The following is a 20830-nucleotide window of genomic DNA, read 5'->3' on the forward strand; positions in this document are numbered from 1 at the left end:
TTATTTATCATCCATGAAATCAGCCAAGGTTTCTATGTGGTGAATCATTGACAGTTTTTTTACTGTTCCTAAACCAGGGAAGTGGCTCGGATTATGCAATCGTCTAAACTCTTTAATGGCCGATGTTTCAAGCAACATAGATTCACCGGATTTTAAAGCAATCATTAATTTTTCAAGTGATTGTGCAAACTTACCTGCTGGATCTGTTGGTGTATTACGTGTTGTCGAAACAAAATGATAGATGTACATCTCTTCTTCATGCTTCGCATTAATATAAGTAAGATGAATAGCAACTGCATATGCAGGTCCACCTGATTCACTAAATTCATCTCCAACAATTAAAAAATCACCAAAACCATTCATACCCTCTTCTTCATAATTAAGATGAAGATCTGAAAAGAACTCAGAATCAGGATGGTCAGCATTTCGTCTTTTTTCAAAGCCATCTTTAATTAAAATTCTTTCTGAACCCGAAAAATGTTTTCGATAAGCTTTAGAACAATAGTTAGAAATAAATACATGTTTGTATCCATCCCCAAACCTTTCATGTAAAACTTTTGGCTCATCAAACCCGGCATGGATGAAGGTGACTTCATGAACGAGATCTGAATAAAGGAGATTATCAACCTTAGCAATAGTCATACTCTTATCAAGAAGTATACCTACAGAAATCTTCTCATACTTACTAAATTCCTTTTTTAATAATTGAGCTATACTTTGTCCATCGGTAGAATGATCACCACATGCCGGATTAATGATGACAATAGCCTTACCATCATTTTCTTTTATTGTTTTCAGTGTTCGTTCAAGACCGTTGAGAGCCTCTCTCACAGGCTCTATTATTGGAGTAAAACCTGCCTCAGCCATTACATTAGCAGTATCTCTAATAGCCAACAGTTCAAATTGTTTCCCACGAAAATAAGGATAATACATAGTTTGTTACTCCCATAACAATGCCTCATTAAGAGGAAGCCGCATAGTATTAATTAATCGCTCATGATCCTTAGAGCGAAGCTGAATAGAAAGCGCCGCTGGTTGCAAAGACTTTGGTAAGTTGAGAATCAACTCTCTTAAAGAAAGTAAACTTCTGCTTTCCTTTAAAGTTTTCAGCATTAAATTATATACAGAAATAGGTGGTAAGCCACTAAATGCTTCTTTCAAGAAACCATGCATTTGAGTATTCGGTAAGTCGGGGATTTTTATACCTAAATCGGAAGCAATAATTTTCGCCTCATTAATTCTTAATGACTCAAAGATTGTTACAGGGCATATAAAGTCTAAGACTTCTTCAGCTTCTCTTATAGTAGATATTCGATTCCATCGGGCTAAACTCAATACCCCAATGGTAGATTCAGTTGTTTTAAGCACATCATCTATATGTTCTGAACCTGCTATCACATAGATTTTCCCAAATGCTTTACGGTAGTTTGTTATTTGGTTTTGTAGACGGTTTAAGGAATCCCTTTCGGATTTTATTTCGTAAACCGTTCCAGTTCCGTTCAGTATGATGAGATCAGCTTTGCAAGAGCCGATTCTGAATTCATTAAGCATACAGGCAGTTCTTAATGAATGCTTCCCAAGCAAAAGATTGTGTGTGAGTGCAGAACGATAAACATACTCATTCCGCAAGCCTGTTTGTCTAAGTAAGGCAAATGCCTCATTGAAGGCTTCACCAACGGTAATCCCAAATGTATCTGCATGGTCAAAAAGTTCGGTCTCTCGGAGAGAGCGAGCAAACATAGGAGACTGCCCTCTTTTCGCTATCTCGCTGAAGACGGAAGCGGAAAAAAGTCTACTCAAAGCTGTCAGTTGAAAAGAGTTAAGTTCGTTACTTATCATCATGGTGAATCACATAGCCCATCGTTCAGGATCTTAATTGGTTACTGTCAAAATCCTTAGCACAACCCCATAAAAACCGCTCATCAAGTGCAGGAAGGCTATTAAAAAATTTTCACCTTAGGTTACCAAACCAGCAGTACCCTGCATAGAAAAGTTGATAACCTTACTGTATGTAATCAATTCTAGTACCCTGTGAAAATTTTGGTTGTGAGATATCACACAATCTGTTGATCGTAAAAGATAAAGATTATCTAAGGAGGCAGCCCTCAGACCACATATGAAACGGATTTCTTTAACATTGGGCACTCCACGTTTCAATTCAGGTGACAAAATTCACTAAACCACTAATTTCTCTATACTGTATACGCTCTATCACTGATTGCAAACATAACAACCCCAAAGCGTCTGCTAAGTGCTTCTAACAGTACTCGGAGACAAGAAAAAAGCACCCTCAGAAGGTGTATACTGAACGTGAATAATGTTAAGGAAAGCATGATGGAATCGGAAAAACCTGTTACCCCTGATTATAAAGTCAACAGCAAACGGGATGCGACAGATAGTATTCGTGGCTACGTTTACCAGATTTACCAAAGTGTACTTGCTTGGGTAGACCTTAAGGACGACGAGGTACTCTTTCTCGAATGTGCTGAAGATTTTGATATTTATGCTAATAAGACTGTAATCAGCACGCAGGTTAAAGATTTAACCAGCAAACTAACACTTAGGTCGGCAGATGTGGTAGCCGCACTCAACAATTTCTGGTCATTGCAGCAAGACAATCCACAACATGACATCAAACTCCGCTTTCTGACCACAGCGAACGCCGGGCATGAAAAAGGAACACCGTTTGGACAGGAACAGAAAGGCCTAGAATACTGGTACCGTTGTCAATCTGACAAAGCGCTAATCCCACCATTACGCAATTTTCTCACGACACTTGAATTATCCCCAAACCTACTGGCATTTCTTCGCTCGTCTTCCGATGAAACATTACATACTCAGCTGCTTTTACGTATAAACTGGGACCTAGGTGCCAAAAATAAACATGCCTTACAACTAGCTATTGAAGATAAGCTGAAAATTCATGGTCACTATTATCGAACCAATACACATTATTCATGCCAAGCACTCTCGCATCTTCTTAAACATGTAGTCGATCTTCTTAGTGTAAAAGGACATAAACCTCTCTCTCGGGCTGATTTTCTTACAGAATTTGATACAGCAACTACTGAATCGATTCCCAAAAGTCTGCTAGAAACTCTCAGAAGTAACAGTCAATTGCAACAGCTTGCAAACAATAATGATTCTGGCAGCCTTACCCGACTTTGGGATATTCCCTACCCCCTTACAACTCCTCTCCCGGTTGTCGAAGGAGCTCTTCGTCGTCAGGCATTGGTTGCGAAAATCCATAGTCATCTTTTATCATTCCGTGTGATTTTTCTTTATGGAAGTAGTGGCACAGGAAAAACAAATATTGCGGCGATGTTAGCTGCTACATCAAGCGAGAGATGGGAATGGGGGGATTTCGTGGCCGTCGCACTGAACATATTCAAGAGGCCCTTGCCCGAGCAGCTCTAGAAATAAACACTCGTGGTTACCCTTCTTTTTTAGTTCTAGATGATCTCGATTTAAGTGATATTTCCAATTTTGAACGCGAACTGATTGCATTGATCTTTGCCATCACCCAAAACAACGGCATGGTAATTGCTACAGGACAGAAACGACCTCCTTTGTCCCTGTTCCCTGCATTATGGATTCCATCTGAAAGTGAACAGAAAATCCCTTATTTCGATCGTGAAGAGATCAATGAACTTATTATCCTTCATGGTCTCGGTGAATCTAATAGCGTTATAGAATGGGGGCAAAACATTTACGCTTCGACGCAAGGACACCCGCAACTGGTCCACGCACGAATCAGAACCTTAAGCAACCAAGGGTGGAGTGTAACAGAAGAAGATTTCCACAATCCTGAAGATATTCAACGTATTCGTTTAGATGCACGTAATCGTCTAATAAAAATGTTTCCTTCAGATGCAGCCAGGATGCTGGCCTATCGACTAAGTATTATCACCGGTCGTTTTCATCGCAACTTAGCCTTGACCCTAGGTAATACAGCTCCTTCAGTAATCTTGTCAGGTGAAATCTTTGACACACTTGTTGGTCCCTGGATTGAAAAAGAGGGTCCAGATCTCTATCGTGTTTCTCCTCTATTGATCGGTGCCGCACAGAGTGTTTTTTCAGAAAGAGACATAATTGACCTTCATCTTAATGTTGCTAATTGTATTCTCAGTCAAAAAATCCTAAACCAGGACGATTTATCAGGGGCCTTTTGGCATGCTTATTCAGCGAAAGATAAGAAACTCATATCTCAGTTAGCAAGCGTGATTATCAGAGAAGGTGAGCATGCTATGTATTATCTCCGTGAGCCCATGTTTTGGTTTTCGGAGGTAGCACTATCCCCAGGAAATAAAATCATGGATGACGAATTATCAACAGAACTGGTACTACGTTTACTCCAATTTCGGCTTAATTCATCACTTTCAAAACATGCGAGTGCTTTGATAGATATTCAGATTATTGAAGATATCGTTGCCAATGCAAAAGCAAAAAAAGAATCGATTCTTTTTTCAGCCATGGCATATACGATTATTCTAAGTAATCTGGAGGTACATATTCCGGCGGCTACAGTTGTACGAATCTTGGATAATCTGATGGATGAAAGTATCGAAACTGCTCTGGCCGAAAAATTTTTCGAATCTTCTGCTAAAATCGATACCCCAGAAATTCTTCACGCAACAAGAGATTTATTCTTATTTCAAGCTATCCGAGTAAACGGTTTGAAAGATCTTAGGGAGTTGGTTATTGCTCTTGAAAAGATCGATGAAAAAAAACGAAGAACTCTATTTTCAATCTGTGACTCCGAATCAGACTTTCCTAATATGTTAATTCGGCAAGCATGCTGGAAAGATGTTGAAGCAATTTCTACTAATGTACAAGAATCCTTATCAGTGCTGCGTTTTACCGAGTCAAAAGCCCGTGAGTGGGGTATTAAGAGGCTCTCTATTGCCTGTTACGCAGTAATAGCTTCTATCTATGATGAATATGCTGAAGCTCCTGAAGATGCTATGGCAGCTCTAGATGAAGCAGACAAAATATTTGGTGATGATGCCCAGCTTATCAATCAGCGCGCAAAAGTCCTTTTGCGTTTAAAACGCTACGAAGAAGCTCTAACCTCGTTCAAACACGCCCTACTTTTACCAGGACTTGATAAAGTCAATTATGTCACTTCCTGTCGCGATGCTGGTATTGTCGCTGCAAAATTAAGCAATTGGATGTTTTCATCAAAGCTTTTCCGCCAAGGTGCCGAGGCAGCCCGTCAGAACAATATTCAGAAACTAATGGGGATTGGCCTTTCTGCTGATTGTGCTGTTTCTTTATGGCACGCAAGTCAACCTAAAGAGTGTCTATCACTTTTCGCAGATGTACTAGATAGTTTAGAAGATGTAGATCCTAAGGAAGAGCATCTAGCCCACCACCTCCATGCTACGATCAGACATGCTATTTCTTGGGTTCATTTTGCTGCTCGTGGGTACACAGACGACAGTCTTGCTAGGCCATTGCCTGGTATGTGTAGCAACCCAAATCCACATGAAAACATTGTTGACCACCGACTTGTCGACATAAGTGGTGTGTGGGAGTTACTAGTCACGACAGAATCATATTTGTCGCTAGGTAATACTATTGCGCAACGCGCCAAAAATAAAACAAATAGCATTATGCCTCTCCACATCAGGATTTACCGGGGAATTTTGGCATTAGAAACTATGTTACGTGATAAGACCTTTGAAAAATTAATCTCAGTACTTCTGGATTACCATGCAATCAACCATTTCAGAGGAATTACAAAAACAAGTATTGTTGATTTATACTCCATCGATGACCTCCCCAAGCTACCAGATGACTATTGGAATAATGAAGCTCCTTGGACCTTGAACTGCCAAGTGATTCTAGCGGTAACAATTTCCAATTATTCCAGCACCACCCCGCTGAAGTTGCCTTTTAGCTCTTGGTATAATGAGCTAGCAATTCTCGGTCGACCGCCCATTAGTTTTAGTAAGTTCATTCGTGTCCTGCAAGGCGAAGTTCCAGAAACAGACAATCTCTATCAGCTGGCAGCTGCAGCTCTGCAGGCGCTAAATTTAAACCGATCATCTCCAGAACAACTGTGGGGACACTCTTTCCGGCTACTGGATGCCAGCCGGACGATCCATAGTCTCGTCGCTCAACCTATGGAGGAGTGGCTAACTAAACTCTGGCAGTATGCATGCCAGTTCCAAAAATTTGGTTTCAGGGCCCCAAATATGGCTATACCCAACATCGAACAGGCATGTATGAACACGTCATATTCGGGAACTGCAAAAGTAGCGTTGATATTGGAGGCTGCAGCTCCATGGCTAAATATCAATTTGTCGAACACGGCTCGTTCTCTACTTGAGAAGATTCGTAATGGAAATTAAGCCTAATCGAACCGGAAGTATCATCATCTAAACCAACATATGTTGCTAGATGTACGTTGAAGTCAGTTGACCTTGAGAGAGCTATGTAGCTGGAGTGATGGATAAATGCTGAATTCCAGACGCAAAAAAAGCCGCCCTTAAGCGACTTTTCTCTGTTCAGCGTGGTGCCGGAGGCCGGACTCGAACCGGCACATCTCTCGATGGTTGATTTTGAATCAACTGCGTCTACCGATTTCGCCACTCCGGCACGGAAGGGGATTTGCTGATAGCGGGTGCATTATACCTGCTGCACTCCTTCACGCAAGCGTTCAGGCCACGCTGGGCCGCTAAACGTCGAAAAAATCAACACCCTGCACTCACCCCGCGCACTTCCTCTACCCGCCTCGCAAAACTCTGCAACGTGACCTCCGGCGTTTACATTTTGCCGCGTTTGTTATCTGATCTCGTTACCGGTTGCTGTAACCCCTTCCTTGCAGAGAGCAGGATCAACGATGCAATTTATTCAGGCCGATCCGACGCTGGAGAACTACTGGCGCGGGATTATCCTTTTTGGCAGAAACGTGGCGTCCTATAAGTTTGCCCTGGCCCACGCCCTGTATGATGTCCCGCGTAGCGGCAGCGATCTGATCCTGCTCGACGATCTGGCGCTGCATTTTAGTCAGCATCTGTGCCGTCACCTGGTGGATGCGCCCAAGCAGATTACCTCGCAGAACAGTCAGTTTATTGACGCCTGTAAGCGCTTTAATGCCGGTGAGATAGACCAGGATACGCTGATGGAGATTACCGTGCGCAGGGGCTTTAATAATGTGATTGATGCCTTTCACACGGTGAATCAGGCCCCGATCGACAAACGCTTTTTCCTCGACGAGCGCAAGACCAGTAAGGGTATTCGCCTGACGGATAATTTCTACTATCTGACGGAGCGCCAGCAGTACCGGAATTTGATGCCGGAGACGGAAGCGCGCTGGAATCTGGTTGAGCAGGGCTGGGCGATGGGCGTGTCGCGCAGCCTGATTGCGGTTGAGTATGATCTGGGCTCGCAGCTGCTGTTCAGCCGACAGAATCAGCGGCGTATTACCATTACCAGCTGTCGGGACAGCCTGAACGGCTATCAGAAGGGGCACTGTTTTTACTGCTATGCGCCGATCAGCGTGGTGAGCGGAGAGGATGCGCTGGCGGACGTGGACCATTTTATTCCGTGGAAAGCCCAGGGTGCGGTGACCAATCTGCACGGCGTCTGGAATCTGGTCCTGGCCTGTCAGTGCTGTAATCGTGGGGAACAGGGCAAGTTTGCCCGTCTGCCGTCGGCGAAGCTGCTCCAGCGTCTGCATAACCGCAATGAGTATTTTATTAACAGCCATCTGCCGCTGCGCGAGACGCTGATCCGTCAGACCGGGAAAACAGCAACGGCACGTGGCAGCTTTTTATCCCAGAGCTGGAATGCGGCTCTGACTAACGTGATTTTTCACCAATGGGAACCGCCCGCCGCCGGGCCGGAGAGATTCTGATGACAATGGACTATTACAGACAGCACGCGGATGCGTTTTTTAGCGGCACGGTGGACGTGGATATGGCGTCGCTGTATCGCCCGTTTATTGCGGCGCTGCCCGCGCAGGGACGGGTGCTGGACGCAGGATGCGGCTCCGGTCGCGACAGCAGGGCGTTTGCCGGGCTGGGTTACGCCGTGGACGCCTTTGATGCGTCGCCGGAGATGGTGGCGATGGCCCGCGAGCACTCGGGGCTGGCGGTGCGTCAGATGCGTTTTGATGAGGTAGAGGCGGTCAGCCGCTATGACGGGATCTGGTGCTGCGCCTCGCTGCTGCACGTGTCCTCTGCCGAACTGCCGGATGCGATGCAGCGCCTGGCGCGGGCGCTGAAGCCGGGCGGGATCTGGTATGTCTCCTTTAAGTACGGCGAGGGTGAGCGGGCAAAAGAGGGTCGTCGCTTTACGGACCTGAATGAAACGGGGCTGGCGGCGCTGGTACAGCCTCTGGAAGGGATCGCGATTCGCAAGATATGGACAACTGCCGATAAGCGCCCTGAGCGTACCGAGACCTGGTTAAACGCGCTTCTGGTTCACGCCTGAAGAAAAAACCGTTCCCTAACCTATATCTGATTGATAACAAAGATTTTCCGGCGCATTATCGCGGCATTGTTTATCCACATACCACACAAGGATACTTATGCCACGGATTGCTTCCCGCGCCCTGTTATTGATTGCTGCCATGCTGCTGCCCGCGTACGGTTTCACCGAAGACGCATTGCCGAAGGGCAAGGACTATCCGGCCGCTCCGCTTTATACCGGCAAAACCGCCGCCAGCGTCGATTATTCAGATGATTTTACCAACACCTATCGCACCCGCTTTAAAGAGGCGCTGGCGAATCCGGTGGCATTTGCAGGTGAGTACAGCACCACCAGCTGGGGCTGCGGCCTTGCCTGCACCGAGACGGCCTTTATCAATAAACGCACCGGCCGCGCCCTGAATCTGTCATTTAAGAGCTATAGCATCCGGGAAGGTGTCAAGGTGCCCTTTGGCGCAGAGATTGTGTATATGAAACAGGACAGCAATCTGCTGGTTACCTACGGCAGCGGGGAAGAGGGAGATAAGCCCGCGTATGATTATTACGCGCTCAAAGAGGGTAAACTGTCCCTGATTAAGCACGTGGATATCCAGGGAGAGTGATGCCCGGATACGTGCCTTTTTTCCTCTACGCTGGCGGCCCTGCCGAAACGCACAGGACCGCGCTGCCTGTTACTGGCAAGGATCCAGTGTGACCAACGTGCCGCCGTTATCTGGAGTGAGGTAACGCGTCGCACTCTCCGCGCTGAAGATCAGCTGTTTGTTGCTATGGTAGCCGCGCACGGTGTCGAGATCCGCAGTGCGCCAGGTGGCTTTGATCGGTAACGGTTTACCGGTCCAGAGGTCGCCACCAAGCTGTTTCTTGTTCAAAATCCAGATACTCCACAGGGAATCACTGTCTTTGCCGCTCCAGCCCACCCTCCTGGCCTGGTCGCGGGTGACATACTCAGCGGGCAGCACCCCATCCCGGTTCAGGGTTCTCAGCAGTGCCACCAGCTTTTTCTCATCCTGCACAACTGGTTTGCCCTGCCGCGCCAGAAGCGCATTTGCCTCAGTGACCACCGCATCGCACTGGGGAAGACTGGCGTAAGCAGGCAGTGCCAGAAACAGCCCAGCCGTGAGCATTGTCAGAGTCAGTTTCATCGTTATTTCCTGTGTGTTTATCGGAGTCTAAAACAGCCGCTCTGCGGCACCATGCTGGCGTGGGAGCGGCTGACATTTGCATTGAGTATGGATGCTATATCTGACGTGCGGCAATATTGGCTGGATGGCGGGAGAAAACGGGCAAAATTGCTCTGCTCATCGGGCGGATCTTTGACGATCCGGGCTATACCCCCTCCCCCCTTCTCCCCTCGCCCCGTCAGATGCTCTACACTTCCCCCATCACCACAACATCAAAGGAAACCGTGATGAGCATCATTAAAAGTTACGCCGCGCCGCAGGCCGGTGCCGCGCTGGAGCTGCAGGAATTCGATGCGGGCCCGCTGGGGGCAGAAGATGTGGAAGTGCAGGTGGATTACTGCGGGGTTTGCCATTCGGATCTGTCGATGATTGATAACGAATGGGGCTTCTCTCAGTATCCGCTGGTTGCCGGGCATGAAGTGGTGGGCCGGGTGGCGGCGCTGGGCAGCCTGGCGCAGAACAAGGGCCTGAAGATTGGTCAGCGCGTGGGTATTGGCTGGACGGCGCGCAGCTGCGGCCACTGCGATGCCTGTATCGACGGCAACCAGGTGAACTGTCAGGAAGGATCGGTCCCGACCATTCTGAACCGCGGCGGCTTTGCCGAGAAGATCCGTGCCGACTGGCAGTGGGTGATCCCGCTTCCGGACAGCATCGATATTGAAACCGCCGGTCCGCTGCTGTGTGGCGGTATTACGGTGTTTAAACCGCTGCTGATGCACGGCGTGACCGCCACCAGCCGCGTGGGCGTGATCGGTATCGGTGGCCTGGGCCATATCGCGATTAAGCTGCTGCACGCGATGGGCTGCGAGGTGACCGCCTTCAGTTCTAATCCGTCGAAGGAGCAGGAAGTGCTGGCGATGGGGGCGGATAAAGTGGTGAACAGCCGCGATCCGCAGGCGCTGACCGCGCTGGCAGGCCAGTTCGATCTGATTATCAACACCGTTAATGTCGATCTCGACTGGCAGCCGTACTTCCAGGCCCTGGCCCACGGCGGGAATTTCCATACCGTTGGCGCAGTGCTGAAGCCGCTGCCGGTTCCGGCCTTTACGCTGATCGCAGGCGACCGTAGCGTCTCCGGCTCCTCAACGGGTAACCCGTACGAGCTGCGTAAGATGATGAAGTTTGCCGGGCGCACCAAAGTGGCACCGATCACTCAGGAGTTCCCGATGTCAAAAATCAACGACGCGCTGCAGCACGTGCGCGACGGCAAGGCCCGCTACCGCGTGGTGCTGAAAGCCGATTTCTGATGTAACAAAGGCGCCGCGAGGCGCCTTTCTTTTTAGCTCTTCGCCAGCGCCGCAAACACCTCAGCCACCGCCACCGCGCCGGGGTCGGTCACCCCTTCCAGGTTCTCACGGTTAACATAGGACGAGCGTCCCGCGCCTGCGGTCTGCATCCGGGCGGTCGCGTCTGCGCCCTTCTGTGCGGCTTCGCGGGCGGCATGGAGGTCGCCGTCGCGCAGGGCTTCCAGCGCGGGCTGGAGGGCGTCAATCAGGGTTCTGTCGCCGAGATCCGCCCCGCCGTACTGTTTCATCTGGGCCAGGCCTTTCAGGAGCGATTCCGGGAGCGGCTGGCCGTCCTGCACCGCCTGACCTGCAGCGGTAAAGAAGATCGACATCAGCACACCGCTGGAGCCGCCCATCACCGTTGCCAGACGGTCGCCAATCTGCTGGAGCAGGGTTCCGGCGTTGTCGAGCGCCAGCCGTTTCTCTTTCAGCAGGCTGCCGATATCCCGTGCGCCTTCGGCAAAAGTGGAGCCAGTATCGCCGTCGCCGACTTTGGCATCCAGCGCATTAAGGCGGTTCTCCTGGGCAATCAGCGCCTGCACGGCGGCGGAGACCAGCTCCCCGACCTGGGGGTTATCCGAGGCCGTGGCTTCGACGCTGTGCTGAATTTTATGGTGTTTCACCGTTCTGAGCGGAGCCAGGGCGACCGGTTTTTGCCAGCCGACCGTCTCGACCGAGTCGTTGAGGGCAGCCTCAAGGGTGTCGTTCAGGCGCAGTAACGAGAGGGAGAAGCCTTTCATATCCAGGGCGCTGACCAGCGGCGCGGGGCCGATCAGGTAGCGGATCTGCGGGGCCAGGTCGGAGTGGGCCAGCTCTTTGGTAAGCAGAGCCATCTCCAGGGCCGAAACGCCACCGAGGTTGTTGATCAGCACCGCATACTCGCCCTCTCCGGCCTGCTCGCGCAGCGGTTTTATCAGGGTGTCGATAATCTGTTTGCTGTTCTGGGTTTCGATCAGGGATGCGCCCGGCTCGCCGTGAATGCCCAGGCCGAGTTCGGCATGGCCGGGCTTGATGCGCGTGGCTTCTTCGTCGCTGCCCGGCAGGTTGCAGGTCTGCATCGCCAGGCCGAGGCTGTAGAGGTTATCGCAGGCCTGGCGGGCGATGTCCCGCACTTCGCTCAGGTTCCAGCCGTGCTCGGCTGCGTAGCCCGCCACCTTGTGGACCAGCGCGGTCCCGGCGATACCGCGGGGCTGCTTGTTGTCCGGCAGGGCGATATCGTCGGCGACAATCACCATCTCGACCTTCAGGCCGTAGGCCCGGGCGCGTTCTGCCGCGAGGCCGAAGTTCAGGCGGTCTCCGGTGTAGTTCTTGACCACCAGCAGGCAGCCGCGATCCCCGGTGACGGCGACGATGGCGTTAAGTACCGCATCGACGCTCGGGGAGGCAAAGAGATCCCCGCAGACGGCAGCGGTGAGCATCCCCCTGCCGACAAAGCCCGCGTGGGCCGGTTCATGGCCGGAGCCACCGCCGGAAATGACCGCTACCCGGCTTTTATCCCAGTCGGCGCGGGCCACCACGCGAATGGCCGGATCGATATCCAGCCGGACCAGGTTGCCGTGCGGCGCAGAAAGGACCATCCCTTCGATGGCGTCGTTGACCAGCTGCTGCCGATCGTTAAAGAAGAATCTGGACATACTCCCCCGCTGTTCACTAAAACCGTCAGGCAAGCATAGTCCGCCTGTCAGACCCTGGTGTAAAGAACGGATTATACTGAGTCAGGGCGGCACCCGGGCAGGCGCTACGCCAGCCGGTTATCGTCCCCGTAGCCACGGGCTTTTTTTATCCGGTGCAGCCGACGATAGAGCCGATAGTGCCAGACCAGCAGCAGCGCGAGAAAGGCGTGGTGGAGCCAGAGCATCCAGGGAGTATCGAGCATCATAAAGCTCAGGCAGAACGCCGGGATCAGCAGGGCCATCGCCAGGAAGGCGATCCGCTCGGTGAGATCGAACTGAAACAGAACCTTATCCGCCTCTTGCTCCTCCACAGAGCCCCGGCGCACGGTCCCGACCCGGGCCGAAAGGCGGTCGGTGCAGCGCACCCGCCATAGCACCAGGCCGGCTATCGCAGCGAACAGTCCCGGCTCGGCGATATAGAAGAGTTCCGGTAGCGGGTGGAACAGATACCAGACGAGCGCCAAAAGCCCGACCCAGACATAGGGGCTGATGACCATCTCCGTCAGCAGCTCCATCATCGCCAGCGCCAGTCTGCGCCCGATCCCCTTCACTATCTCCATCATGGTTTACCGTCCTTGTAATAAAAAAGAGAGGCCAGGCCTCTCTTCTCGGTGCGGTCCGTCAGGACCGTCGCATCAACAGCCAGAGGCTGATGGCAAAGAATGACGCGCTGGGCAGCAGCGCCCCGACCACGGGCGGTATCCCGTATACCAGGGTCAGCGGGCCGAAGATCTGATCCAGCACGTAGAAGACAAAGCCGAAGCTGATCCCGGTGACCACCCGCACGCCCATCGCCACGCTGCGCAGTGGGCCGAAGATAAACGACAGGGCCATCAGCATCATCACCGCCACCGACAGAGGCTGGAAGATTTTGCTCCACATGTTGAGCTTGTAGCGCCCCGCATCCTGGCCGCTGGCCTTGAGGTAGTTAACGTAGTTAACCAGGCCGCTAATCGACAGGGCATCCGGATCCAGCGCCACCACGCCCAGCTTATCGGGCGTGAGGTTGGTTTTCCAGGTGCCGCTCACCGTCTGGGAGCCGGTGATCTGCTGCGGATCCTTGAGGTCAGACTCATCAATCTGCGACAGCTGCCAGACGTTATTCTGCGCATCGAACTTCGCCGATGCGGCATAGCGAACCGAGGACAAACGACGTTCGCCGTTAAAGGCATAGATGCTGACGCCGCTCAGTTCGTTGTCGCCGTGCACCCGCTCGATATAGACAAAGTTATTGCCGTCTTTCGCCCACAGCCCTTGCTGGGTGGAGAGCAGCGAGCCGCCGAACATCTGCTGGGCGCGGTAGTTACGCGCCATCTGCTCGCCCTGCGGCGCAACCCACTCGCCCATCGCCATGGTCAGAAAGACCAGCGGGATCGCGGTTTTCATGACCGACAGCGCCACCTGCATCCGGGTAAAGCCGGACGCCTGCATCACCACCAGTTCGCTGCGCTGGGCCAGCATCCCCAGCCCCAGCAGCGCGCCAAGCAGCGCCGCCATCGGGAAGAAGATCTGAATATCTTTCGGAACGCTGAGAAGGGTGTAAAGCCCCGCGCCCATCGCATCGTAGTCACCCTGCCCGGCTTTTTTCAGCTGGTCGACGAACTTAATGATGCCGGAGAGGGACACCAGCATGAAGAGGGTCATCATGATGGTGTTGAATATCGTTTTACCGATATAGCGATCCAGTACGCCAAATGCCTGCATTATACCGCTCCTTTACGCGTAAAACGGGCGCGTATCCGGCGCACGGGGACCGTATCCCACAGGTTCAGGGCAACGGCCAGCGCAAGGTACAGCAGGTTAACGGCCCACATCCAGACCGCCGGGTCGATTTTGCCTTTGCCGCCGTTGGATTTGATGGAGGTCTGCAGCAGGAAGAAGACCAGATAGAGCAGCATCGCCGGCAGCATCGACAGCACGCGTCCCTGACGCGGGTTAACCACGCTAAGCGGCACCACCATCAGGGCCATGATAAAGACCGTCAGCACCAGGGTGAAACGCCAGTGCAGCTCCGCGCTGGCGCGGTCGCCTTCGGCATGCCACAGGGTGCGCATATCCATCTGTTCCGTATCGCTCGGATCGAGAGCGACCGCCTGATGGCCGACAATAGCCTGATAGTTTTCAAAATCGGTGATGCGGAAGTCGCGCAGCATCGCCGTGCCTTCAAAGCGGGTGCCTTTATTGAAGGTCACCACCTGCGAGCCGTCCGGGGTCTGAGAGAGCTGGCCGGAATCGGCGACCACCACCGACGGGCGGGCGTTGTTACGCGCACGCAGCTGGGCTAAGAAGACATCCTTAAAGTGGCTGCCTTCGACGCTCTCAATAAACAGGACCGCGTTGCCGTCCGAGGTCGGCTGGAACTGGCCCTGCGCCAGAGCGGCAAGGCCCGGGTTGGCTTTGGCTTCGGCCAGGACTTCATCCTGATGGAGCGAAGACCAGGGGCCCGCCCACATGACGTTAACCGCCGCCAGCAGGCCGGTAAACAGCGCCAGCACCATCGCCGCCTTCACCAGTACGGCCTTACTCAGGCCGCAGGCGTGCATCACCGTAATTTCACTTTCGGTGTAGAGCTTGCCGAGGGTCATCAGCAGGCCGAGGAAAAGACTTAGCGGCAGGATCAGCTGCGCCATCTCCGGCACACCCAGACCCAGCAACGAAAGCACCAGATTGGTCGGGATTTCGCCATCTACCGCTGCGCCAAGGATCCTTACCAGTTTCTGGCAGAAGAAGATCAGCAGCAGGATAAAAAGGATGGCAAACTGGCTTTTAAGCGTCTCCCGCACCAGATATCGTATGATTATCACTTTAAATACGCCCGTAAAAACCCGTCTTTTTGCAGGAAAATTGCTTGTTTCATGGCTTAAACGTCATTTATTCTCTTGAGTCGTCGAAATCATCGCTAAGATTAAAACATACAGCGGATTCGCGTTTCAGGTACTGTTCTGACGTGTGGCACATGATGATCGTCATCACGTTAAGATTAACACGAAGTCAACGCAACAGCGGACATGAGTTACGAAAGCTTGCAATTCTATCCGTAGCCGTCGCTGTTGTCTTTAAGATTCAGGAGCGTAGTGCATGGAGTTCAGTGTAAAAAGCGGTAGCCCGGAGAAACAGCGGAGTGCCTGTATCGTTGTGGGCGTCTTTGAACCCCGTCGACTCTCTCCGATCGCCGAACAACTCGATAAAATCAGCGACGGGTACATCAGCGCCCTGCTGCGCCGTGGCGAACTGGAAGGCAAGCCGGGCCAGACCCTGCTGCTGCACCACGTGCCGAATGTCCTGTCAGAGCGTATTTTACTGATCGGCTGCGGCAAAGAGCGCGAGCTGGACGAGCGCCAGTACAAGCAGGTGATTCAGAAAACCATTAACACTCTGAACGATACCGGTTCGATGGAAGCCGTCTGCTTCCTGACCGAGCTGCACGTAAAAGGTCGCAACACCTACTGGAAAGTACGCCAGGCCGTTGAGACGGCGAAAGAGTCGCTCTACAGCTTCGATCAGCTGAAAACCAACAAGAGCGAGCCGCGTCGCCCGCTGCGTAAAATGGTCTTCAACGTGCCGACCCGTCGCGAACTGACCAGCGGCGAGCGCGCTATCCAGCACGGCCTGGCGATTGCCGCCGGGATCAAAGCCGCGAAAGACCTCGGCAATATGCCGCCGAATATCTGTAACGCCGCCTATCTGGCGTCCCAGGCGCGCCAGCTGGCCGATACCTGGAGCCAGAACGTGGTCACCCGTGTGATCGGCGAGCAGCAGATGAAAGAGCTGGGGATGCACTCCTACCTCGCGGTCGGCAACGGTTCCCAGAACGAATCCCTGATGTCGGTTATCGAGTACAAAGGCAACCCGGCTGAAGACGCCCGCCCGATTGTGCTGGTTGGTAAAGGCCTGACCTTCGACTCCGGCGGTATCTCCATCAAGCCGGCCGAAGGCATGGACGAGATGAAGTACGATATGTGCGGTGCCGCGGCGGTTTACGGCGTGATGCGCATGGTGGCCGAACTCCAGCTGCCGCTGAACATTATCGGCGTGCTGGCGGGCTGTGAAAACATGCCTGGCGGCCGGGCCTATCGTCCGGGCGATGTCCTGACCACCATGTCAGGCCAGACCGTGGAAGTGCTGAATACCGACGCCGAAGGCCGTCTGGTGCTGTGCGACGTGCTGACCTACGTTGAGCGTTTCGATCCGGAAACGGTGATCGACGTGGCGACCCTGACCGGGGCCTGCGTGATCGCCCTGGGTCATCACATCACCGGCCTGCTCTCCAACCACAATCCGCTGGCGCATGAGCTGATCGGCGCGTCCGAACAGGCGGGCGACCGCGCATGGCGTCTGCCGCTGGGTGAAGAGTATCAGGATCAGCTGGAGTCGAACTTCGCGGATATGGCCAATATCGGCGGCCGTCCTGGCGGTGCCATTACCGCAGGCTGCTTCCTGGCGCGCTTTGCCCGTAAGTATAACTGGGCGCACCTGGATATCGCCGGGACTGCCTGGCGCTCCGGTAAAGCCAAAGGCGCAACCGGTCGTCCGGTCGCGCTGCTGTCGCAGTTCCTGCTTAACCGCGCCGGGTTTACCGGCGAAGAGTAAGAAACGCAAGGCCGGGCAACCCCCGGCCTGTCGTTTAAATTGACCACAAGAAGCCCCATATCATGAAAAATGCAACGTTCTATCTTCTGGACAATGACACACAACAGGATGGCCTGAGCGCCGTCGAACAGCTGGTGTGTGAACTTGCCGCAGAACGTTGGCGCGCGGGAAAGCGCATTCTGATTGCCTGCGAAGATGAACGGCAGGCAATCCGGCTGGATGAAGCCCTGTGGGCGCGACCGGCAGAAAGCTTTGTTCCGCATAATCTGGCGGGCGAAGGGCCGCGCGGCGGAGCACCGGTGGAGCTGGCCTGGCCGCAAAAACGCAACAGCAGTCCGCGCGATTTGTTAATTGCGCTCAGGGTCGGCTTTGCAGATTTTGCCACCGGTTTCACAGAAGTGATAGACTTCGTCCCTCATGAAGATTCTCTAAAACAACTGGCGCGCGAACGCTACAAAGCCTATCGCATGGCTGGTTTTAACCTGAATACGGCAACCTGGAAATAATGGAAAAGACATACAACCCACAAGATATCGAACAGCCGCTTTACGAGCACTGGGAGCAGCAGGGCTATTTCAAACCGAATGGCGATGAAAGCCAGGAAAGCTTCTGCATCATGATCCCACCGCCGAACGTCACCGGCAGTTTGCATATGGGCCACGCCTTCCAGCAGACCATCATGGACACCATGATTCGCTACCAGCGTATGCAGGGGAAAAATACCCTGTGGCAGGTCGGGACCGACCACGCCGGTATCGCCACCCAGATGGTGGTTGAGCGTAAAATTGCCGCCGAAGAAGGTAAAACCCGTCACGACTATGGCCGCGACGCCTTTATCGACAAAATCTGGCAGTGGAAGGAAGAATCCGGCGGCACCATTACCCGCCAGATGCGCCGTCTTGCCGCCTCCGTGGACTGGGAGCGCGAGCGCTTCACCATGGATGAAGGCCTGTCCAACGCCGTGAAAGAAGTCTTTGTTCGCCTGTACAAAGAAGATCTGATTTACCGCGGCAAGCGCCTGGTAAACTGGGATCCGAAACTGCGCACCGCAATCTCCGATCTGGAAGTGGAAAACCGCGAGTCCAAAGGCTCCATGTGGCATATCCGCTATCCGCTGGCCGACGGTGCGAAAACCGCCGACGGTAAAGATTACCTGGTGGTCGCTACCACCCGTCCGGAAACCCTGCTGGGCGATACCGGCGTGGCGGTGAACCCGGAAGATCCGCGCTATAAAGACCTGATCGGTAAATTTGTGGTGCTGCCGCTGGTGAACCGCCGTATTCCAATCGTTGGCGACGAACACGCCGATATGGAAAAAGGCACCGGCTGCGTGAAAATCACCCCGGCGCACGACTTTAACGACTACGAAGTCGGTAAACGTCACGCCCTGCCGATGATCAATATTCTGACCTTTGATGGCGATATCCGCGACGTGGCGGAAGTGTTCGACACCAAAGGCAACGAAACCGACGCCTGCTCCGGTGAAATCCCGGCAGAGTTCCAGAAGCTGGAACGCTTTGCCGCCCGTAAAGCGGTCGTGGTTGCCGTTGACGCCCTCGGCCTGCTGGAAGAGATCAAACCGCACGACCTGACCGTCCCTTACGGCGATCGCGGCGGCGTGGTCATTGAGCCGATGCTGACCGACCAGTGGTACGTGCGTGCCGACGTGCTGGCGAAGCCGGCCGTGGAAGCGGTTGAGAACGGCGATATCCAGTTCGTGCCGAAGCAGTACGAAAACATGTACTTCTCCTGGATGCGTGATATCCAGGACTGGTGTATCTCCCGTCAGCTGTGGTGGGGTCACCGTATCCCGGCCTGGTATGACGATCAGGGCAACGTGTACGTTGGCCGCAGCGAAGAGGAAGTGCGTCAGGAGAACAACCTGAGCGCCGACGTCGCTCTGCGTCAGGACGACGACGTGCTGGATACCTGGTTCTCCTCCGCCCTGTGGACCTTCTCCACCCTCGGCTGGCCGGAAAACACCGACGCCCTGCGTCAGTTCCACCCGACCTCCGTGATGGTCAGCGGCTTCGACATTATCTTCTTCTGGATCGCCCGCATGATCATGATGACCATGCACTTCATCAAAGATGAAAACGGCAAGCCGCAGGTACCGTTTAAGACCGTCTATATGACCGGTCTGATCCGCGACGACGAAGGCCAGAAGATGTCCAAATCCAAGGGCAACGTCATTGACCCGCTGGATATGGTGGACGGTATCTCTCTGCCTGACCTGCTGGAAAAACGCACCGGCAATATGATGCAGCCGCAGCTGGCGGAGAAAATCGGCAAACGCACCGAGAAGCAGTTCCCGAACGGCATTGAGCCGCACGGCACCGACGCCCTGCGCTTTACCCTGGCGGCGCTGGCCTCCACCGGTCGCGACATTAACTGGGATATGAAGCGCCTGGAAGGCTACCGCAACTTCTGTAACAAGCTGTGGAACGCCAGCCGCTTTGTGCTGATGAACACCGAAGATCAGGACTGCGGCTTTAACGGCGGCGAACTGACGCTGTCGCTGGCGGATCGCTGGATCCTCGCCGAGTTCAACCAGACGGTGAAAGCCTACCGTGAAGCGCTGGACAGCTACCGCTTCGATATCGCTGCGGGCATCCTGTATGAGTTCACCTGGAACCAGTTCTGCGACTGGTATCTGGAGCTGACCAAGCCGGTAATGAACGGCGGTTCTGAAGCCGAACTGCGCGGCACCCGTAATACGCTGGTGACGGTACTGGAAGGTCTGCTGCGCCTGGCGCACCCGATTATTCCGTTTATCACCGAAACCATCTGGCAGCGTGTGAAAGTGCTGAAAGGCATCACCGCCGATACCATTATGCTGCAGCCGTTCCCGCAGTATGAGGCGTCTCAGGTGGATGAAGTGGCCTTTGCCGATACCGAGTGGCTGAAGCAGGCTATCGTCGCGATCCGTAATATCCGCGCCGAGATGAACATCTCTCCGGGCAAAATGCTGCCGCTGCTGCTGCGCGGCTGTAGCGATGATGCCGTGCGTCGCGTTAACGAGAACCGCAGCTTCCTGCAGAGCCTGGCGCGTCTGGAGAGCATCACTCTGCTGCCTGCCGATGATAAAGGTCCGGTTTCCGTGACCCAGATTATCGACGGCGCCGAGCTGCTGATCCCGATGGCCGGTCTGGTGGATAAAGACGCCGAGCTGGCGCGTCTGGCCAAAGAAGTGGCGAAGATCGACGTCGAAATTGGCAAAATCGAAACCAAGCTGGCCAACGAAGGCTTTGTGGCCCGCGCCCCGGAAGCGGTAATCGCTAAAGAGCGTGAGCGTCTGGAAGGCTTTGCTCAGGCGAAGACCAAGCTGATTGAACAGCAGGGCGTTATTGCTGCGCTTTAATTGAGTCCGCTGAAAATAATCAATGGCCGGAGCTTACGCTCCGGCTTTTTTATGGGAAAGATAAAAAACATATATTTTATTTGTTATTAACACACCAGCAATTGACGTTATTTATCTATTTAAGATTAAACCTTCAGACCATTACATTATTCTCACCAAAAACATCACTCACTTCAAAAAACCGCCCCTCCAACTATAAATCATATTGCATCCGTCATTTCGCAATAATAGATTGCAGAAAATGAACAAAATTTAACCTTAGGTTTTTTTTAGCTATAACCGCCCGTGCAGCCGCGTATTA

The 20830-nt window shown here is 53.0% G+C and carries 16 protein-coding genes and 1 tRNA gene; 9 read left to right on the forward strand and 8 right to left on the reverse strand.

What is annotated here, in order from left to right; translation table 11 throughout:
* Both EDF81_RS14065 and EDF81_RS14070 read right to left on the reverse strand, forming a co-directional pair.
* Complete coding sequence (locus EDF81_RS14065; protein WP_123348739.1) at positions 1-933, reverse strand: sce7725 family protein; 933 nt, start codon at positions 931-933, stop codon at positions 1-3.
* A gap of 6 nt (positions 934-939) precedes the next feature.
* Entirely contained in the window at positions 940-1842 is a 903-nt protein-coding gene (locus tag EDF81_RS14070) for a sce7726 family protein (RefSeq protein ID WP_123348740.1), read from the reverse strand.
* A 489-nt stretch (positions 1843-2331) separates the two neighbouring features.
* Between EDF81_RS14070 and EDF81_RS14075 the strand changes: the two genes are divergently transcribed.
* Together EDF81_RS14075 and EDF81_RS14080 are read left to right on the forward strand one after the other, a co-directional pair.
* The gene (locus tag EDF81_RS14075; RefSeq protein WP_148049930.1) at positions 2332-3417 is read left to right on the forward strand and encodes a dsDNA nuclease domain-containing protein; all 1086 of its coding nucleotides are present in this window, start codon (positions 2332-2334) and stop codon (positions 3415-3417) included.
* The gene (locus EDF81_RS14080; RefSeq protein ID WP_123348742.1) at positions 3354-6356 is read left to right on the forward strand and encodes a tetratricopeptide repeat protein; all 3003 of its coding nucleotides are present in this window, start codon (positions 3354-3356) and stop codon (positions 6354-6356) included. Before EDF81_RS14075 ends, EDF81_RS14080 begins: the two co-directional genes overlap by 64 nt.
* A 162-nt stretch (positions 6357-6518) precedes the next feature.
* Here the strand turns inward: EDF81_RS14080 and EDF81_RS14085 are convergent.
* A tRNA-Leu gene (locus EDF81_RS14085) sits at positions 6519-6603 on the reverse strand.
* A gap of 244 nt (positions 6604-6847) precedes the next feature.
* Between EDF81_RS14085 and EDF81_RS14090 the strand changes: the two genes are divergently transcribed.
* The 3 genes from EDF81_RS14090 to EDF81_RS14100 all read left to right on the forward strand — a co-directional run bounded on the left by EDF81_RS14090 (position 6848) and on the right by EDF81_RS14100 (position 9040).
* Positions 6848-7864, forward strand: coding sequence for an HNH endonuclease (locus EDF81_RS14090; protein WP_123348743.1), 1017 nt, complete (start codon positions 6848-6850; stop codon positions 7862-7864).
* Positions 7864-8442: a bifunctional 2-polyprenyl-6-hydroxyphenol methylase/3-demethylubiquinol 3-O-methyltransferase UbiG gene (locus EDF81_RS14095; RefSeq protein WP_123349062.1), complete on the forward strand. Its 579-nt coding sequence runs from the start codon at positions 7864-7866 to the stop codon at positions 8440-8442. The genes EDF81_RS14090 and EDF81_RS14095 overlap by 1 nt, the downstream gene beginning before the upstream one ends.
* A gap of 97 nt (positions 8443-8539) precedes the next feature.
* Entirely contained in the window at positions 8540-9040 is a 501-nt protein-coding gene (locus EDF81_RS14100; protein WP_123348744.1) for a hypothetical protein, read from the forward strand.
* A 69-nt stretch (positions 9041-9109) separates the two neighbouring features.
* Here EDF81_RS14100 and EDF81_RS14105 read toward each other — a convergent pair whose 3' ends face one another.
* Positions 9110-9580, reverse strand: coding sequence for a ribonuclease (locus EDF81_RS14105; protein ID WP_123348745.1), 471 nt, complete (start codon positions 9578-9580; stop codon positions 9110-9112).
* A gap of 266 nt (positions 9581-9846) precedes the next feature.
* Between EDF81_RS14105 and EDF81_RS14110 the strand changes: the two genes are divergently transcribed.
* Positions 9847-10866, forward strand: a complete 1020-nt coding sequence (locus EDF81_RS14110; protein WP_123348746.1) for an NAD(P)-dependent alcohol dehydrogenase — start codon at positions 9847-9849, stop codon at positions 10864-10866.
* A 32-nt stretch (positions 10867-10898) separates the two neighbouring features.
* On the opposite strand, the gene EDF81_RS14115 is transcribed toward EDF81_RS14110, so the two are convergent.
* The 4 genes from EDF81_RS14115 to lptF all read right to left on the reverse strand — a co-directional run bounded on the left by EDF81_RS14115 (position 10899) and on the right by lptF (position 15382).
* Entirely contained in the window at positions 10899-12539 is a 1641-nt protein-coding gene (locus tag EDF81_RS14115) for a dihydroxyacetone kinase subunit DhaK (protein ID WP_123348747.1), read from the reverse strand.
* A gap of 104 nt (positions 12540-12643) precedes the next feature.
* Positions 12644-13141: a hypothetical protein gene (locus tag EDF81_RS14120; protein WP_123348748.1), complete on the reverse strand. Its 498-nt coding sequence runs from the start codon at positions 13139-13141 to the stop codon at positions 12644-12646.
* Between the two features lie 58 nt (positions 13142-13199).
* Positions 13200-14282, reverse strand: coding sequence for an LPS export ABC transporter permease LptG (gene lptG, locus EDF81_RS14125; protein ID WP_123348749.1), 1083 nt, complete (start codon positions 14280-14282; stop codon positions 13200-13202).
* On the reverse strand, positions 14282-15382 hold the full coding sequence (gene lptF / locus EDF81_RS14130) for an LPS export ABC transporter permease LptF (RefSeq protein WP_123348750.1): 1101 nt from the start codon (positions 15380-15382) through the stop codon (positions 14282-14284). The genes lptG and lptF overlap by 1 nt, the downstream gene beginning before the upstream one ends.
* Positions 15383-15656: 274 nt before the next feature.
* On the opposite strand from lptF, the gene pepA reads away from it, so the two are divergent.
* The 3 genes from pepA to EDF81_RS14150 all read left to right on the forward strand — a co-directional run bounded on the left by pepA (position 15657) and on the right by EDF81_RS14150 (position 20529).
* A complete protein-coding gene (gene pepA, locus EDF81_RS14140; protein ID WP_123348751.1) occupies positions 15657-17168 on the forward strand; it encodes a leucyl aminopeptidase in 1512 nt (503 codons plus the stop codon).
* 62 nt (positions 17169-17230) lie between these two features.
* Entirely contained in the window at positions 17231-17674 is a 444-nt protein-coding gene (gene holC / locus EDF81_RS14145) for a DNA polymerase III subunit chi (protein ID WP_123348752.1), read from the forward strand.
* Positions 17674-20529 (forward strand): valine--tRNA ligase, encoded by a 2856-nt coding sequence (locus EDF81_RS14150; RefSeq protein ID WP_123348753.1) that lies wholly within the window; start codon positions 17674-17676, stop codon positions 20527-20529. The genes holC and EDF81_RS14150 overlap by 1 nt, the downstream gene beginning before the upstream one ends.
* The last annotated feature ends 301 nt before the right edge of the window (positions 20530-20830 follow it).

This window comes from Enterobacter sp. BIGb0383 (assembly GCF_003751845.1).
Classification (GTDB): domain Bacteria; phylum Pseudomonadota; class Gammaproteobacteria; order Enterobacterales; family Enterobacteriaceae; genus BIGb0383.

Bases quoted from the DNA above. Each gene is read 5' to 3' on its own strand.
- lptG (WP_123348749.1), bottom strand. From the start codon at position 14,282: ATGCAGGCATTTGGCGTACTGGATCGCTATATCGGTAAAACGATATTC.
- pepA (WP_123348751.1), top strand. From the start codon at position 15,657: ATGGAGTTCAGTGTAAAAAGCGGTAGCCCGGAGAAACAGCGGAGTGCC.
- EDF81_RS14090 (WP_123348743.1), top strand. From the start codon at position 6,848: ATGCAATTTATTCAGGCCGATCCGACGCTGGAGAACTACTGGCGCGGG.
- holC (WP_123348752.1), top strand. From the start codon at position 17,231: ATGAAAAATGCAACGTTCTATCTTCTGGACAATGACACACAACAGGAT.
- EDF81_RS14105 (WP_123348745.1), bottom strand. From the start codon at position 9,580: ATGAAACTGACTCTGACAATGCTCACGGCTGGGCTGTTTCTGGCACTG.
- EDF81_RS14115 (WP_123348747.1), bottom strand. From the start codon at position 12,539: ATGTCCAGATTCTTCTTTAACGATCGGCAGCAGCTGGTCAACGACGCC.
- EDF81_RS14095 (WP_123349062.1), top strand. From the start codon at position 7,864: ATGACAATGGACTATTACAGACAGCACGCGGATGCGTTTTTTAGCGGC.
- EDF81_RS14120 (WP_123348748.1), bottom strand. From the start codon at position 13,141: ATGATGGAGATAGTGAAGGGGATCGGGCGCAGACTGGCGCTGGCGATG.
- EDF81_RS14110 (WP_123348746.1), top strand. From the start codon at position 9,847: ATGAGCATCATTAAAAGTTACGCCGCGCCGCAGGCCGGTGCCGCGCTG.
- EDF81_RS14065 (WP_123348739.1), bottom strand. From the start codon at position 933: ATGTATTATCCTTATTTTCGTGGGAAACAATTTGAACTGTTGGCTATT.
- EDF81_RS14150 (WP_123348753.1), top strand. From the start codon at position 17,674: ATGGAAAAGACATACAACCCACAAGATATCGAACAGCCGCTTTACGAG.
- EDF81_RS14075 (WP_148049930.1), top strand. From the start codon at position 2,332: ATGATGGAATCGGAAAAACCTGTTACCCCTGATTATAAAGTCAACAGC.
- EDF81_RS14080 (WP_123348742.1), top strand. From the start codon at position 3,354: ATGGGGGGATTTCGTGGCCGTCGCACTGAACATATTCAAGAGGCCCTT.
- EDF81_RS14070 (WP_123348740.1), bottom strand. From the start codon at position 1,842: ATGATGATAAGTAACGAACTTAACTCTTTTCAACTGACAGCTTTGAGT.
- EDF81_RS14100 (WP_123348744.1), top strand. From the start codon at position 8,540: ATGCCACGGATTGCTTCCCGCGCCCTGTTATTGATTGCTGCCATGCTG.